Annotated in this window: 14 protein-coding genes; 6 read left to right on the forward strand and 8 right to left on the reverse strand. The window is 69.3% G+C overall.

All coding sequences use genetic code 11. The features are described 5' to 3' along the window. Positions 1-54: 54 nt before the first annotated feature. The gene (locus tag JE033_RS07840; protein WP_200331105.1) at positions 55-1,104 is read left to right on the forward strand and encodes a biotin/lipoate A/B protein ligase family protein; all 1,050 of its coding nucleotides are present in this window, start codon (positions 55-57) and stop codon (positions 1,102-1,104) included. A gap of 25 nt (positions 1,105-1,129) precedes the next feature. Here JE033_RS07840 and JE033_RS07845 read toward each other — a convergent pair whose 3' ends face one another. Together JE033_RS07845 and JE033_RS07850 are read right to left on the reverse strand one after the other, a co-directional pair. Beyond that, positions 1,130-3,055 carry a sensor histidine kinase gene (locus JE033_RS07845; protein WP_200330593.1) on the reverse strand — a complete coding sequence of 642 codons (1,926 nt, stop codon included), beginning with the start codon at positions 3,053-3,055 and terminating at the stop codon, positions 1,130-1,132. Position 3,056: 1 nt separating this feature from the next. Further along, entirely contained in the window at positions 3,057-4,034 is a 978-nt protein-coding gene (locus JE033_RS07850; RefSeq protein ID WP_090145997.1) for a hypothetical protein, read from the reverse strand. A gap of 110 nt (positions 4,035-4,144) precedes the next feature. Here JE033_RS07850 and JE033_RS07855 point away from each other — a divergent pair, with 110 nt between their 5' ends. Both JE033_RS07855 and JE033_RS07860 read left to right on the forward strand, forming a co-directional pair. Continuing rightward, entirely contained in the window at positions 4,145-4,831 is a 687-nt protein-coding gene (locus tag JE033_RS07855; RefSeq protein WP_200330595.1) for a response regulator transcription factor, read from the forward strand. Between the two features lie 102 nt (positions 4,832-4,933). After that, positions 4,934-6,349, forward strand: coding sequence for an acyltransferase (locus JE033_RS07860; RefSeq protein ID WP_200330597.1), 1,416 nt, complete (start codon positions 4,934-4,936; stop codon positions 6,347-6,349). 96 nt (positions 6,350-6,445) lie between these two features. Here JE033_RS07860 and JE033_RS07865 read toward each other — a convergent pair whose 3' ends face one another. The 6 genes from JE033_RS07865 to JE033_RS07890 all read right to left on the reverse strand — a co-directional run bounded on the left by JE033_RS07865 (position 6,446) and on the right by JE033_RS07890 (position 11,778). Continuing rightward, entirely contained in the window at positions 6,446-7,417 is a 972-nt protein-coding gene (locus JE033_RS07865; RefSeq protein WP_200330599.1) for a quinone oxidoreductase, read from the reverse strand. A 26-nt stretch (positions 7,418-7,443) separates the two neighbouring features. Further along, a complete protein-coding gene (locus tag JE033_RS07870) occupies positions 7,444-8,415 on the reverse strand; it encodes a sugar kinase (protein WP_200331107.1) in 972 nt (323 codons plus the stop codon). A 2-nt stretch (positions 8,416-8,417) separates the two neighbouring features. Beyond that, the gene (locus JE033_RS07875) at positions 8,418-9,101 is read right to left on the reverse strand and encodes a bifunctional 4-hydroxy-2-oxoglutarate aldolase/2-dehydro-3-deoxy-phosphogluconate aldolase (RefSeq protein WP_200330601.1); all 684 of its coding nucleotides are present in this window, start codon (positions 9,099-9,101) and stop codon (positions 8,418-8,420) included. Further along, positions 9,098-9,841, reverse strand: a complete 744-nt coding sequence (locus tag JE033_RS07880; protein ID WP_200330603.1) for an SDR family oxidoreductase — start codon at positions 9,839-9,841, stop codon at positions 9,098-9,100. The genes JE033_RS07875 and JE033_RS07880 overlap by 4 nt, the downstream gene beginning before the upstream one ends. Position 9,842: 1 nt before the next feature. After that, positions 9,843-10,841: a C-terminal binding protein gene (locus tag JE033_RS07885; protein WP_200330605.1), complete on the reverse strand. Its 999-nt coding sequence runs from the start codon at positions 10,839-10,841 to the stop codon at positions 9,843-9,845. Between the two features lie 124 nt (positions 10,842-10,965). Then, positions 10,966-11,778 carry an IclR family transcriptional regulator gene (locus tag JE033_RS07890; RefSeq protein WP_176698248.1) on the reverse strand — a complete coding sequence of 271 codons (813 nt, stop codon included), beginning with the start codon at positions 11,776-11,778 and terminating at the stop codon, positions 10,966-10,968. A 184-nt stretch (positions 11,779-11,962) separates the two neighbouring features. On the opposite strand from JE033_RS07890, the gene JE033_RS07895 reads away from it, so the two are divergent. Genes JE033_RS07895 through JE033_RS07905 form a run of 3 tightly spaced genes read left to right on the forward strand, consistent with a single transcriptional unit; the run spans position 11,963 to position 15,223 of the window. Then, complete coding sequence (locus JE033_RS07895; protein ID WP_200330607.1) at positions 11,963-12,328, forward strand: cupin domain-containing protein; 366 nt, start codon at positions 11,963-11,965, stop codon at positions 12,326-12,328. Positions 12,329-12,353: 25 nt separating this feature from the next. Continuing rightward, the gene (locus JE033_RS07900) at positions 12,354-14,099 is read left to right on the forward strand and encodes an ABC transporter permease subunit (RefSeq protein WP_200330609.1); all 1,746 of its coding nucleotides are present in this window, start codon (positions 12,354-12,356) and stop codon (positions 14,097-14,099) included. Positions 14,100-14,107: 8 nt separating this feature from the next. Continuing rightward, positions 14,108-15,223: an ABC transporter ATP-binding protein gene (locus JE033_RS07905; protein WP_176698246.1), complete on the forward strand. Its 1,116-nt coding sequence runs from the start codon at positions 14,108-14,110 to the stop codon at positions 15,221-15,223. The last annotated feature ends 38 nt before the right edge of the window (positions 15,224-15,261 follow it).

Below are 15,261 nucleotides of genomic sequence, written 5' to 3' on the forward strand. Positions count from 1 at the left end.
GCCGAAGCCGCAGTGTCGCTGCGCTCCGCGCGGGCGTACTCTGAAGTCATGAGCATGCACGGCGAGTACAAGGTTCCTGGCGGCAAGCTGGTCGTCGTCGATTTCGAGGTCGTCGACGATCGCATCACCGACTTCCGCCTCTCCGGCGACTTCTTCCTGGAACCCGATGATGCGCTCGGCTGCATCAACGAGGCGATCGAGGGGCACCACCCGAACGGCACGATCGAGGAGTTCTCGACCGCCATCCACCAGGCGCTCCCGAGCGAGGTGCACCTGCTCGGGTTCACGCCCGACTCGGTCGGGGTGGCGATCCGCCGCGCCGTCACCGGCGCCGCGCACTGGCGCGACTACGACTGGCAGATCGTGCACGAACCGCCCATCGCCCCCGTGCTGAACGCCGCGCTCGACGAGGTGCTCACCGCAGCCGTCGGCGAGGGGCTTCGCGGGCCGACTCTGCGCATCTGGGAGTGGAACGCCCCCGCCGTGTTCATCGGCAGCTTCCAGTCGGTGAAGAACGAGGTCGACGAGGAGCAGGCCGCGGCGCGCCACGCGCAGATCGTGCGCCGCATCTCGGGTGGGGGCGCCATGTACATGGAGCCGGAGGCCTGCATCACGTACGCGCTCTACGTCCCGGGAGAGCTCGTGCGGGGCATGAGCTTCGCCGACTCGTACGCGTACCTCGACGAATGGGTGCTCGAGGCGCTGAAGTCGCTCGGCATCGACGCGGTGTACAAGCCGCTCAACGACATCACGAGCCCCCAGGGCAAGATCGGCGGCGCGGCGCAGAAGCGCCTCGGGTCGGGCGCCGTGCTGCACCACGTGACCATGGCGTACGACATGGATGCCGAAGCCATGACGCAGGTGCTGCGCATCGGTCGCGAGAAGCTCTCCGACAAGGGAACCGCGAGCGCTGAGAAGCGCGTCGATCCGCTGCGAAGCCAGACCGGTCTGCCGCGCGAAGAGATCATCGAGCGCATGATCGAGGTCTTCAAGCGCCGGCACGGAGGCACCGATGGCGAGGTCACCGAGGGCGAGTGGGATGCCGCCGAGCGGCTGGTCGAGAAGAAGTTCTTGACGGAGGAGTGGATCCGCCGCGTGCCGTAGGGCGCCGCCCGTGCCGGGCAGTGCGCTAGCCCAGTGGGAGACGGGCGCGCACCGCGAATCCGCCGGCGTCGGTGGCGCCGGCGGTGACGGCGCCTCCGAGGGCTTCGACGCGTTCGCGCACCCCGGCGAGACCGAGCCCTGAGCCGGGGGCTGGGTGCTGCGCACGCGTCGCGTCCGCAGGCCCGTTCACCACCGCGACATCGAGCGCTTCGGCGTCGGATCGCACCGAGACGGTGATCTCAGACCCTGGCGCGTGTCGCATCGCGTTGCTGAGCGTCTCCTGCACCATCCGATACGCGGTCAGCCCGAGCGCCGGCGCGAGCGACGGCGAGGCGCTGCCCGACTCTTCAGGTCCCTCGACGACGAGGTCGACGCGCACCCCCGAGTGGCGGGTCGACTCGATGAGCGACGGGATATCCGCGATCGACGGCTGCGGGGCGAGCAGCGCATCGCGATCCTCATCGCCGGATCGCAACAGCGTGAGCAACCCGCGCATCTCGGCGAGTGCCTGCCGTGACGACCCGGCGATCGACGCGAATTCCCGTTCTGCGTCATCTCCGAGCGCCGGAAACCGGTACTTCGCCGTCGTCGCCTGCACGCTGATGACCGACATGCTGTGGGCGACCACGTCGTGCAGCTCACGCGCGATGCGGTTGCGCTCTTCGAGCTCCCGGCGCTGCGCGCTCAGCCCGGCGCTCATGCGGCGCTCCTCGCGGAGGGCGCCGCGGTTCGCGAGCCACTGCCGCCCGAGCACGCCTGCGACGAGCATCGCGCCCGACACCGCGGCCGAGACGATGAGATTGGCCCACCCCGCACCATCGATGCCGCCCGGCAGCGCGGCGATCGCACATGCCAGTTGCGGTGCGGCCCACGCGATCGCCGCCCACACCCAGTGGCGGCGCAGCGCGACGATCATCACGAGCGCGGCCTGCACGAGGAGCGCCATGACCGGCCACGGCCACGGCCACGAGAGCCCGGTCGCCGCGCTCGCCAGCACGGTCGATACCGCCGCGATCGACTGCAGCGCGATGCCCGCCGCCGGCCAGCGAACGACGAGCACCACGGCGAGCGCCTGCCCCACCGCGATGAGCATCGCGATCGCGACGTGGATGCCGTAGAGGGACGCGAGCACCGGCCAGCCGACCGCGACGGCGACGATCGCCACGAACGCCGCTGCGATCCACGACCAGTTCTCGGGAGACCACGACGATGCGGCGCTCGCCGGCGCCGTCGCCGGCGAGCGGTTCGGGGCACTCGCCGCTGGGAGCTCGACTGGTGGCCGCTCCCCCACCGGCACCGCTTGCCCGAGCGCTGCGGTCGTCACGAGCACGTCCAGGCGTGCGAGGCCGCGCAGCACCGCAGGCAGCAGCAGGATGAAGACGACGCCGACGACGAGATTGAATCCGGCGTTGACGAGGTGCGAGTGCGTGTACGTGCCGGGCTCGGCCCCGGTCGCGGATTCGATGGCGATCCCGGGGAAGGTCTGTTCGTGCGGCGGCAGGAAGATGCCCCACACCACGTAGGTGAGGCCGCCGAGCGCTGCCGCCGTCCACGCGATCACGAGCACCGCGCTCACGGTGCGCAGTGGAAATGCGATGAGCGTCTCGAAGACGAGATCCGCCCAGCGGCGCGGCTCGCCGAGCACGCGCAGCTGTCCTCGCAGACCCGGTGCGGGCGCCGCGTACTGCGCCGCGGGCAGCTGCCCGCCCCAGCGGCGCACCCGCGCCCGCGAAAGCTGCGCGGCGGCGGAAGCGGCGCGCAGCGTCAGCGGGAGCAGGAGAGCGCCGATCCACACGATCAGCGTTCCGATCGAGAGCAGGGCGAGCGGAACGAGCACGACGAACGCTGCGAGTGAGAGCAGGAAGCCCGGCACGATGAGGGCGTAATCGCGCCCCATGCCTGACAGCATGCGGGCAAAGCGTCGGGTGCTGCCCGATGAGTCGTTCACCATGTCAGCTTCTCCTATTCTGAGGTGCGACGCCAACGGCGTCGTGTCGTGTTGATGCGGCCGGTGCTGGTGCGAAGCCCGGGTGATGGTGCGCGATGAGCAGAATGCCCGCCGCCGCGGCCCCGCCGCTCGTCACCAGCCCGAGCAGAGCGATCGGTGGCAGCGGTGCGTATTCGCCGAGCAGCAGGACGCCGACCCCCACGGCGACGAGCGGATCGAGCACCGTCAGCCCCGCGAGCACCGTCTCGGGCGGTCCGCTCGCGTAGGCGGTCTGCACCAGCCAGAGACCGACGAGCGCGGCGGCTCCGAGAAGTGCGATGAGCGCCCACATCGCACCGGGGGCGATGGCACGTGCGCCGTGATCGCCGAGCGTCCCCGCTCCGTTCCGATGCAGGATCGCGACGCCTTCGACCGCCACCACGTGCATTGCGGCTGCGACGGCGCCGTACATCATGCCGGCGGTCACCACGCGGGAGAGGTGACCCGCTCGGCTCACCGCGACGAGCCCCCCGGCCACGATGCCGGCGCCCAGCGCCACCGAGAGCTGCAGCACCTGAGCATCAGCGGGGTGCGCATCCCGGGTGAACCCGGCGCTGACGAGCACGAAGGCCACGACGGCGAGCACGGTGAGTGCGATGCCGGATGCCAGTCCGCGAGTGATCCGCAGCCCCGACGAACCTGCGCTGATGACGGCCGCGACGACGAGGGCGAGTGCGCCGACGGGCTGCACGACGGAGATCGGGGCGAGACCCAGCGCGACGACGTTGAGTGCGGTCGCGCCCACGATGACGGCGCCGCCGAGCAGCCAGAGCGGGGATCGCCACATCTGGAGGAGCCCGTCGGGGATCCGCGCGTTCGGGCGGGGCGGCGACGCCGGGTCGCGATGCATCGCGCCGAGCCGCACCGCGCGATGCTGCAGGTGCGTGCCGGCGGCCAGGCCGACGGCGCCGACTGCGGCGAGAAGCACAGGGAGGAGGACCATGCGGTTCACCGTACGAGCCGCTCGCGCATCTGCGCGTCACCCTCAGGGGTCGACTCGGGTGGTACCTCCGGGTGATCCTTCCACTCGATTCTCTCGATACCATCGAGTTCATGGTGCCGTCAGACCGAGAAAATACCCCCGTGCGGGTGGCGATCATCGACGATCAGGCGATGGTGCGCCAGGGGTTCGGCGCGCTGCTCGACGCGCAGCCCGACCTCACCGTCGTCGGCAGCGGGTCGGACGGCAGCGAGGCCGTGGAACTGGTGCGGCGATCGCGGCCCGACGTGATCCTCATGGATATTCGCATGCCCCAGATGAACGGTCTCGACGCGACCAGGGCGGTGCTCTCGATGCCCGGGCTCGATCACCCGCGGGTCATCATGCTGACCACCTTCGACGCCGACGAGTACGTCTTCTCGGCGCTGCAGGCCGGCGCGAGCGGGTTCCTGCTGAAAGACGCGACCGCGGAAGACCTCATCGCGGCCGTCCGCGTCGTCGCCGCGGGCAACGCGCTGCTCGCGCCCTCCATCACGAGCAAGCTGATCGCCGACTACGTCGCGCGCCCGGCGCCCCGCGACACCTCAGCGCTGCTCTCGCCGTTGACGGAGCGCGAGCTCGGAGTCATGAAGCTCGTCGCGGTGGGCAAGTCGAACAGCGAGATCGCGGAGCACCTGTTCCTCTCCGAGCAGACCGTGAAGACGCACGTGTCCCGGGTGCTCGGAAAGCTCGGATTGCGGGATCGCACGCAGGTCGTCATCGCCGCGTACGAATCGGGGCTCGTCGGCGTCGGGCGCTGATCCGCCTCACCCCGCAGTTCGGCCGGTTCACCCGCGCGAGTGACGCGGAGCGGGCCACCCCGCTTCTACCGTCTCTCCTTGTACCCGATGCAAGGAGCCACCGTGACACTCACCCACTCGCAGCCCGACCTGCTCGCGCTCGACGGCCCGGCCTCACCGCCGCCGGCCGCCCGACCGGCCTCGCCTGCGCGGCCAGCCTCGCACCGCGACCCCACCGTCGATGCGGTGCGCGCGGGCGCTCTGCTGATCGTCGTCGTGCTGCACGCCCTCATGGTCGGCGCGCAGATCGCACCGACCGGGGCGCTGCGCACGAGTGTCGCGCTTTCTGGCGAAGCCTGGTTCGTGCCGATGACGTGGGTGCTGCAGATCATGCCCCTCTTCTTCATCGCCGGCGGCTTCGCCTCACTGTCGCAGTGGCGGCGCATGCGCGAACGCGGTGCAAGCGCCGCCGAGTACGTCACCGCACGCACGCGCCGCCTGGCCGTGCCCGCGATCCTCATGATCGGATCGGTCGGCGGAGCACTGCTGCTCGCCCGAGCGCTCGGGGCGGACGCCGCCCTCATCGACGAGGCGAGCCTGCGGATCGGCCAGCCGCTGTGGTTCCTCGCGACCTACTTCGGAGTCACCGCGCTGGTGCCGGCGATGGCGTGGCTCCACGACCGGATCCCGCTGATCACCGTGCTCGCGCTCGCCGTCGGCGTCATCATCGTCGACGTGGCGCATGCACGTCTCGGCGCGCCGGTCGGGTATCTCAACCTCGTGCTCGTCTGGCCGCTCATGCAGCAACTCGGATTCCTGATGCGCGACGGGCTGTCGTTCGCCGTGTGGCGCCGGCGGGGCCTGATCACCGGCCTTCTCGCGTCGCTGGCGCTGCTGCTCGCGTTGATCGGGCGCGGATGGTCGCCCGACATGCTCGTGAATCTCAACCCGCCGACGACGGCGATCATGCTGCTCGGCACGGCGCAGTTCTTCGTGCTCCAACTGCTGCGCCCTCGACTCGACTCGCTCACCCGCGCGCCCCGCCTCACGCGCGTCATCTCACGGGCGAACGCCGTCGCAATGGGGGTGTATCTCTGGCACATGCCCGTCGTACTCGGCCTGGTCGCCCTCATGTGGAGCGCCGGCCTGCCCCTGCCTGCCCCGCACTCGGAGGCGTGGTGGGCGACGCGCCCGCTGTGGCTCCTCGTGATCGGGTGCTGCGTGCTGCCGGTGGCCGCCTGCATCGCACCGCTCGAGCAGCGGATAGTCGCGCGACTTCAGGCGACGGCTACGGCGACGGCGACGGGCTTCGGCAGCCGCGCCGGCATGCGGGGGATGCGCGGGATGCGGGGGATGCAGGGCTGGTCGGCGTCGCTCAGCGTGCTGTGCGGCATCGGCGGAACCGCCAGTGCACTGCTCGCCGGGATCGCCTCGCCCCTGCCCTACGCAGCCGCTCTCGCGCTGCTCGCACTCGGCCTCCACTTCGCCACGCTGCGCCCGCGCCTGCGCCTACGCCCGCGCCTCGTGACGCTTCGGTGAGAGATGCCGCTTCGGTGAGTCGGTTCGCGCCCGCAGCTGCGCACCGACGCGAGATCTCCTGCCGAAGCCGCCGGCGTCTTGCCGGGCGGGCCGCCGCTACGGCTCGAGAATCACCTTGCCCGTCGTGGCTCGCGACTCGAGCGCCTGATGCGCGGCAGCCGCCTCAGCCAGCGGGAACCGGGCGCCGATGCGGAAGTCGAGCTGGCCGGCCTCCATCGCTGCGAAGAGCTCGCGATAGCGCCACGCCCGCTCTTCAGCGGTGCGCACGAAGTGCCCCATCGAGGGTCGGGTGACCGACAGGGATCCCCCCGCGTTGAGGCGCTGCAGGTCGAAGGGCGGCACTGGGCCACTCGCCGCGCCGAAGAGCACGAGCTCGCCGCGCACGCGCAGCGCCGCCAGCGAATCGTCGAACGTACGCGCCCCGACTCCGTCGTAGACCACCGCGACGCCCTCCCCGTCGGTGAGCTCACGCGCCCGTGCCGAGAAGTCGTCGTAGTCGAAGACCTCGGCGGCCCCTGCACCGAGACTCAGCTCGCGCTTCTCGGCCGTCGAGACGGTCGTGAACACGCGCACCCCGCGCGCGAGCAGCAGCTGGGTGAGCAGCAGGCCGACTCCACCGGCTCCTGCGTGCACGACCACCGTCTCCCCTGCCCGGGGCTGCGCGGCCGAGGTGGCGAGATAGTGCGCGGTGATCCCCTGCAGCGGAATGGCCGCGGCGACGTCGGCCGCGATGCCCTCGGGCACGCGCACCGCTCGATCGGCCGGAACGACGAAGCGCTCGGCGTAGGTGCGCGAGGCCTCTGCTGTGGTGATCACGTCACCGGCTGTGTACCCCTCGACGCCGTCCCCGACCTCGAGCACCACGCCGGCGGCTTCTCCTCCGGGGGTGAAGGGGTACTCCACGGAGTAGATGCCCGATCGCTGGTAGGTTTCGATGAAGTTCACGCCGACGGCGCGGGTCTGCACGAGCAGCTCGCCCGCCCCGGGCGCGGGGCTCTCGACCTCGGTGAATTGCAGCAGCTCTGGGCCGCCGGCCTCGGCAACGGTGATCGCGCGCATCTTCGTCATGATTTCAGCCTACGGCGATCGCTCGATCAGCGCTGCACCGGATCGAGGTTCGACTGCAGCGACGCGAAATCGCTGCGTCGCGGCAAACCCTCCCAGTCACCGCTCATCGTGCAGGCGAACGCTCCCGCCGTCACGGCGGTCGTGACGCGCTGCTCCAGCTCCGCGCCGCCGACCAGCTCGGAGAGGTATCCGGCCACGAACGCGTCCCCGGCACCCACGGTGTCGACGACGTCGACGGGGATCGCCGCACGGTCGATGCGGGTACCGCCGTGAAACGCGGCGCACCCGCGCGCGCCCAGTTTGACGACGACCTCGGTCGGCCCGAGTGCCTGCAGTCCGCTCCCGAGTTCCGCGAGCGGGCGGTCGCCGAGCAGCAGGGCGGCTTCGTCATCGCCGGCGAAGACGATGTCGGCGAGCGGCACCAGCTCGGCGAGGCGGACGGCCGCGGCCGCTCGGCTCCAAAGCGCGGATCGGTAGTTCAGATCGATGGACACCGGCACGCCGGCGCCGCGCGCTCGACGCATGACGGATTCGACGGCGGCATCGGCGCTCTCCGACAGCGCCGGAGTGATGCCGGTGACGTGCACGAGTGCGGCCCCGGCGATCAGTGCATCTGACAGGTCGCTCGGCTCGAGTCGAGAGCCGGCGCTGCCCGTGCGGTAGTAGACGACGCGAGAGGTGCCTGCGGTCGGGCGCTCCTTGAGCATGAGACCGGTGGGAGCACCGGCATCCCGGATCGCCACGGTGCGCACCCCCTCAGCCCGCAGCTCGCGCGCGATCACGTCTCCGACGCTGTCAGCGCCGAGCCTGCCGCACCACACGGCATCCGTGCCGAGACGGCTCAGGCCGATCGCCACATTCGATTCGGCACCGCCGAAGCCGAATTCGATTGCGCGTTGCGTGATGAGTCTGCCGGCCTGCGTTTGGCGCACGAGGCCCATCGATTCGCCGAGGGTCAGCACGTAGGGCGCTGCGCTCGGCCCGGGTGCGGTCGCCATCGTCACGCCCCCGTCCGTCCGAGATCGACTCGCGCGACGAGCCCGGCATCGACGATGGACTGCTGCAGCGCCTGCGCGCGCCGGGTCAGCTCGCCGAGGTCTCCCCCGTCGAACGCATCGCGCAGCAGCGGGCCTCCGGCGCTCACCGCGCAGGCACCGGCGCGCAGCCAATCGAGCGCGGATTCTGCGTCCACGCCTCCCGAGGGAATCACCTCGATATCGGGGAACGGCCCGCGCAGGTCGGCGACGTACTTCGGCCCGAGCTTCGAAGCGGGGAACACCTTCACCGCCGTCGCGCCGCCGCGCCACCCGGTGTGCAACTCGGTCGGCGTGAAGCCGCCGGGGTAGACGGGCACCTCGGCGTCGACCGCGACGTCGATGATCCGCGGATCGGTCGTCGGGGTCACCAGGTACCGCGCACCGGCGGCGATCGCCTCCCGCGCCTGGCTCGTCTCGGTGACTGTGCCGACGCCGATCCGCGCGTCGTCGCCGAAGCGGCGAACGAGCATCGGCAACTCGTCGATCGTGCCCGGAGTGCTGAGCGTCACCTCGACGAACCGCACGCCACCCCTGAGCAGCGCATCGATCACGGGAGCGTATCCAGCTGCCGTGGGCGCTCGCAGTACGGCGATCACGGGGTTGGCGCGCAGTTCCGCGGGCACCCCTGCGCGCTCGCGGGGACTCATCGCGCGAGCCATCCGCCGTCGACCGGGAGCACCGCGCCGTGGATGTACTCGGCGTAGGGCGTGCACAGGAAGACGACCGCGCTGGCGATGTCCTGCGGGCTCCCCCACCGTCCTGCTGGGATGCGATCGCTGAGCTGCGCGAAGCGCACGGGGTCTGCGAGCAGCGCCTCGTTCATCTCCGTTTCCACATAGCCGGGAGCGACCGCATTGACGTTCACGCCCCGGCCGGCCCACTCATTGCTGAGCGCCTTCACCAGTTGCGCGACGGCGCCTTTCGATGCGGCGTAGGCCGGCACGCGAAGCCCGCCTTGGAAGGTCAGCAGCGAGGCGAGCGTCACGATCTTCCCCGTCCCGCGCTCGACCATCCCCGCCCCGAAGCCCTGGCTGAGCTGGAACACCGCGTTCACATTGACCGCGAGCACCCGCTCGAAGTCGCCGAGGGGGAAGTCGACGGCGTCGTGCCTGATCTGCGTGCCGGCGTTGTTGACGAGGATGTCGACGGCGCCGACCCGGTCGATCGCTGCATCGACGGAGTTCGGATCCGCGAAATCGACCGCCACGTGCGCGAGCGGGCGCCCGCTCGCGTCAGCGATCGCGCGCAGTGCGTCCGAATTCGGGCCGCGTTGGAACGTGGTCACATCGGCACCGCTCTGGAGCAGCGCGGCCGCGACGGCCTCGCCGATGCCGCGGGAGGCGCCGGTGACCACGGCCGTGCGCCCGGTGAGTGTCGCGTCGAACATCTCAGATCCTCTCGAGGTCGCGGGCCCGGAGATCGGCCTGGTTGACGACGTACGCGACCGGCCGCCCCTCGCAGACGTCGAGGATGTGCTCCATCGCGCGGCGCTTGAGCTCGACGAACGATTCCTCGCTGTACCACGCCGCGTGCGGGCTGAGCATGACCTGCTCGAACCGGTGGAGCGGATGGGTGAGGGGCAGGGGTTCCTCTTCGAAGACGTCGAGCGCCGCAGCGGCGACGACGCCCGAGTCGAGTGCGCGCACGAGCGCTTCCGTCTGCATCACGCCGCCCCGGCATGTGTTCACGATCTTGACGCCCGGGCGCATGCGCGCGAATGCCGCATCGTCGATGAGGTGCCTGGTCTGCGCGATCAGCGGCAGGTGCAGCGAGATGAGATCGGCCTGCGCGAGCAGCTCGTCAGGCGCGACGACGTCGGTTCCGTCCAGGGTGATGTCGCCTGCCGCGTACCTGGGATCGGTTCCGATCACTCGGAAGCCGAGCGCACGTGCTTTCCGCGCCGTCGCTTCACCGATCAACCCGAGACCGTAGACCGCGAAGGTCGAGGCCGAGAAGCGATGGAGCGGTCGTACCGGCGCGAGATCGGCGCTGCCGCGGCGCACGCCCTTATCGAGTGCCGGGAGTCCGCGCAGCAGCCCGAGTGCGTGCGCGATCGCGTGGTCGCTCACGTCCTCAGTGCCGTAGTCGGGCACATTGCAGACGGCGACTCCCCGCGCGCTTGCGGCGTCGAGGTCGACGGTATCGACGCCCACGCCGTATCTGCCGACGGCGACGAGCCCGGGCAGTCGCGAGAGCACCGTCTCGGTGACCGGCGCGTACTGGGTGAGGATCGCGGCCGCGTCCGCGGCAATCGCGATCACGTCCTCCTCGCTCGTGCACTCGGCGAACTCGAGGTCGTACCCGTACCGGGCGGCGACCTCCCGCTCGATATCGACACTGCCGTGATCACAGTCGGTGATGACCACGCGACGACGTTGCTGCTGCATTGGAGCCCCCATCGGAGATTGAAATTTGAAACATCATTTCATAAACCGCGGAGTTCGCCAACCGGAGATGCGCGCGAAACGCACTCGAAACCGTCGCCGGAGACGATGGGACGTGCTCGATCGACTACGCCCCGGGAGCGCCGAGCACCTGGGATACACGGCGCGCCGCGCGCTTCACGAGCTCGCCGAAACGCTGCTCATCCTCCTCCGCCTCGACGCGCGCCGTCGGGCCGCCGAGGCTCAAGCCGGCGCAGACCGCACCGGAGAAATCGAAGATCGGCGCCGCGAATCCGCGGATCCCGTCGCGGTTCTCGCCGTTGTCGATCGCGTACCCGCGCTCCCGGGTCAACGCGAGATCCCGATGCAGGGCCTCGAACGTCGTCAGCGTGTTCGCGGTGCGGCCGCTGAGAGAGTCCGGCAGGTGCCGCTGCCGGACGTCACTGGGCAGCTGAGCGAGGATCGACTTGCCGATGGCGGTGGCGTATGCCGGGATGGAATCCCCGACCTTGCTGAAGATGCGGATCGGCTGGGGGCTGTCGACCAGCTCGATGTAGACCACATCCTTTCCCGAGAGCACGCCCAGGTGCGCTGTCTCGCCGGTCTCCCTCACGATGTCGCGCATGACCGGCAGCGCGGCCTTTCGCGTGTCGAGTCGGCTCAGGTACTCCGATCCGAGCTTCGCCGTGAGCATGCCGAGCGAGTACACCCCGAGATCCTCATCGAAGTGCAGCAGATTGCGTCGGGCCAGGGTGAGGAGCATGCGCTGCGTCGTCGCCTTGCTGTAGCCGAGGATGCCGGTGCACTCGGCCAGCGTGACGCCCGGGCGAGGCGCCGAGGCGATGTACTCGAGAATGTCGACCGCCTTCTCCAGGCTCTGCGTGCCCGTGACTCGCTCCGACGATGTCAGTCCGCCAGTGGATATCACGCGTTCGGCCATTCCGGTCTCCATCCTTCGATTCGGTACCACGCTCCATCGCGAGGTCTCCTCACCGTTGCAATTTTACGAACCGGTATCGCCGGTCGTTTCTATCTTGACATTATTTCTGCACTTATGAGACAGTGTTTCAAATTTCAATTCGCAGAGTCGCACTGCAGCACTCCGCCGAAAGGGCTGATACCTCATGACCGAGCTTCTCTTCAATCCGGTCACACTGCACGGGCTCACGACGATGACCCTCCAGACGAGCCCGGCGCCCAGCCGCGTGATCTCCGGCGATCCCGAGGCTCACGAGTCCATCCTCCACGAGGACGGCCGCACTGAGATCGGAGTCTGGGAGATCAGCCCTGGCAGCTTCCACTCGAGCAAGATCGGCGTCTCCGAGTTCATGTACTTCGTGAGCGGCGCAGGCACGATCACCCGTGAGAACGGCGAAGTCATCGAGATCCGCCCGGACGCCTTCGTGTCGCTCCCCGACGGCTCGCACGTCGTGTGGAACGTCGAGGAGACCGCCCGCAAGGTGTACGTCATCACGCAGGCCGCGGCCTGATCCACCGCGCCGACAAGGATCAATGATGAGCCTCAGCACTACCGGGATCCCGACGGTTCGCCCTCCGCGGCGATCGATCCTCGACCCCGTTCGCCTCCCCAAGATCGCGATGGCACTCGCCGCCGCTGGCTTCTTCGTGATCTTCTTCTTCTGGCCGCTGCTCGACGTCGTGCTCCGCAGCATCAGCCTCGACGGCGTCTGGGATTGGAGTCAGCCCCAGCTCACGCTCGACCACTACCTCACGATCCTGCAGGACGACTACCTGCATCTCGTCGAGTGGCGCACCATCGTGCTCGCCGTGAACTCGACGCTCCTCGCGCTGCTCCTCGGATTCCCGACCGCCTACTTCATCTCGCGGCTCCCCAGCCGCGCCGCCGGGATCGTGCTCCTCCTCATCCTGATCCCGTTTCAGGTCTCCATCGTCGTGCGGCTCTTCGCCGTCACCTCGATCCTGAGCCCGAACGGGCTGCTCAGCCAGGCGAGCCAGGCGCTCGGCGGCGAGCGCTTCTCCCTGCTCTACACCCAGGGCGGCACCCTCGTCGGCACCGTGATGTATCTGCTGCCCTATATGATCCTCATCCTCTACTCGGGCATGACGGGCATCGACCACAACGTCATCCTCGCGGCCAAGACGATGGGGGCATCGGGCTTCCAGATTTTCGTCAAGGTCTTCCTGCCGCTCGTGCGCACATCGATCCTCAGCGGCGCTCTGCTCTGCTTCATCCTGGCGCTCAGCTTCTTCATCGTCCCCGCCATCCTCGGCGGCCCGCAGGAGCAGACCGTCGCCGTGTACATCCAGCAGCAGATCGACCTGTTCCAATGGGGTGTCGCCTCGGCTCTCGGCGTCGTGCTGCTCGCGGCGACCCTCATCCTCTACGTCGCCGTCATCCGCATCGGCGGCGGGTTCCAAGCCCCCGGAATCGGCGGGCAGGCGAAAGGCGTCAGCGCAGAGCAGCGCTTCACCTGGTCGGCAGGCACGGTCACCACGGGCGTGCTGACACTGATCTCACTGCTCGTACTGCTCCTGCCCGTGCTCATCGTCTTCCCGCTCTCCGTCGGCGAGACGCAGACGGTGGTGTTCCCTCCGCGCGGCTTCACCCTCGAATGGTACGGGGAGGCGCTCACCACCAGCACCTGGCTCGATCCCATTACGAGAAGCCTGCTGATCGCGACGCTGACCGGCATCACATCCACCGCCCTGGCCCTGTACCTCGCACGCGTCGTGCAGACCGCGAAATCCGAGCGGACGAAGGTCATCATCTCCGGGCTCGCCTTCGCGCCCATCATCACGCCGGCCATCCTGCTCGCGATCGGGATCTACGCGGTCGAACTCCGGCTCGACCTCGCCGGCACGATTCCCGGCCTCGTCTTCGCGCACACCCTCGTATCGTTCCCGCTCGCGTTCGCCATCGTGAACACCGCACTCGCATCACGCGGTCTCGACCTCGAGACGGCGGCCTGGACGATGGGGGCGTCGCGGATCTCCGCATTCTGGACGGTGACGGTGCGAGGCATGATCCCGGTCATCCTCTCGGCGTTCGGTTTGGCGTTCGTGACCTCCTGGGACGAAGTGGTGCTCGCCCTCTTCCTCCAGACCGGACCGGTGAAGACACTGCCCGTCACCATCTATCAGTACCTGGAGAGCGGCATCGTGCCGACTGTCCCGGCGATCGCCGCGCTGCTCACGCTGCTCGTCATCGCCGTCATCATCGCTCAGCGCATCATCCAGTCGCGACGCTCACGGTCGGCGATCCTGGCAGACCAGAAATGAGGACCGGCATGTCCCCCACACACGCAAACGCGGCGACCGTCGGAAAGCGCGGCGAAGTGATCGTCGACGGGATCACCTGCGACTTCAGCGGCACGCGCGTGCTGCATGAGACCGACCTCGCCGTGCAGGCGGGCGAGTTCTTCACCCTGCTCGGCCCTTCGGGGTCCGGGAAGACCACGCTGCTGCGCATCATCGCCGGCTTGATCGATTTCACGTCGGGCAGTGTCGCCATCGACGGCAGCGATGTCACGCATCTGCCGACGCAGCAGCGCGACATCGGGTTCGTGTTCCAGAACTACGCGCTCTTCCCGCACCTCACCGTCGCGCAGAACATCGCGTTCGGGCTGAAGATCCGCAAAGTGCGCGGCGCCGCCCTGGCGAAGCGGGTCGACGAGATGCTCGAGCTCACGGAGCTCGGGGCGCTGCGAGATCGGCACCCGTCACAGCTCTCGGGCGGCCAGCAGCAGCGCGTCGCGCTCGGCCGGGCGCTCGCCCAGCGCCCCCGCGTCCTGCTGCTCGACGAGCCGCTCGGTGCGCTCGACCGGCGCCTGCGGCAGGATCTCGGGTCCGAGATCCGACGGATCCAGCAGGAATCGGAGACGACGGCGATCTACGTCACCCACGACCAGGAGGAGGCGTACATCCTCTCCGACCGCATGGGTGTCATGGAGGCCGGGTACATTCGCCAGGTCGGGGCACCGCGCGAGGTGTACAGCGCTCCCAACAGCGACTTCGTCGCGAACTTCCTCGGCGAGACCAACAGCTTCGTCGCCGAGGTCGTCGGCCAGAGCCGCTCCGGCACCCAGGTGCGCACCGGCGAGTTCGTCGTCACCGCGACGGAGGGGCCGACCCTCGCTGTCGGATCCGCCTGCACGCTCAGCGCACGACCCGAGCAGATCCGGCTCAGCCCGAGCGTCGAGACCGCCCCGGTCGGGTACGAAGCGGTCGCGCGCGTCACGATCACGGATGCCCGGTTCTTCGGGCAGACCATCCGCGTCCGCCTCGCCGACGAGCGCGGTTCCTACCTCGTCGATCTCGACAGCGCCGAGGCGATCCCCGAGGTCGGCACGCCCGCGGTCATGAGCGTGCGCGCACGCAGCGCCGTCCTGCTCCCCACTCCGTAGTCCCCAGTTCGCACTACCTCCTCAACGCATGCATCCAA

It is taken from the genome of Leucobacter sp. L43, assembly GCF_016597785.1.
Classification (GTDB): Bacteria; Actinomycetota; Actinomycetes; order Actinomycetales; family Microbacteriaceae; genus Leucobacter; species Leucobacter alluvii.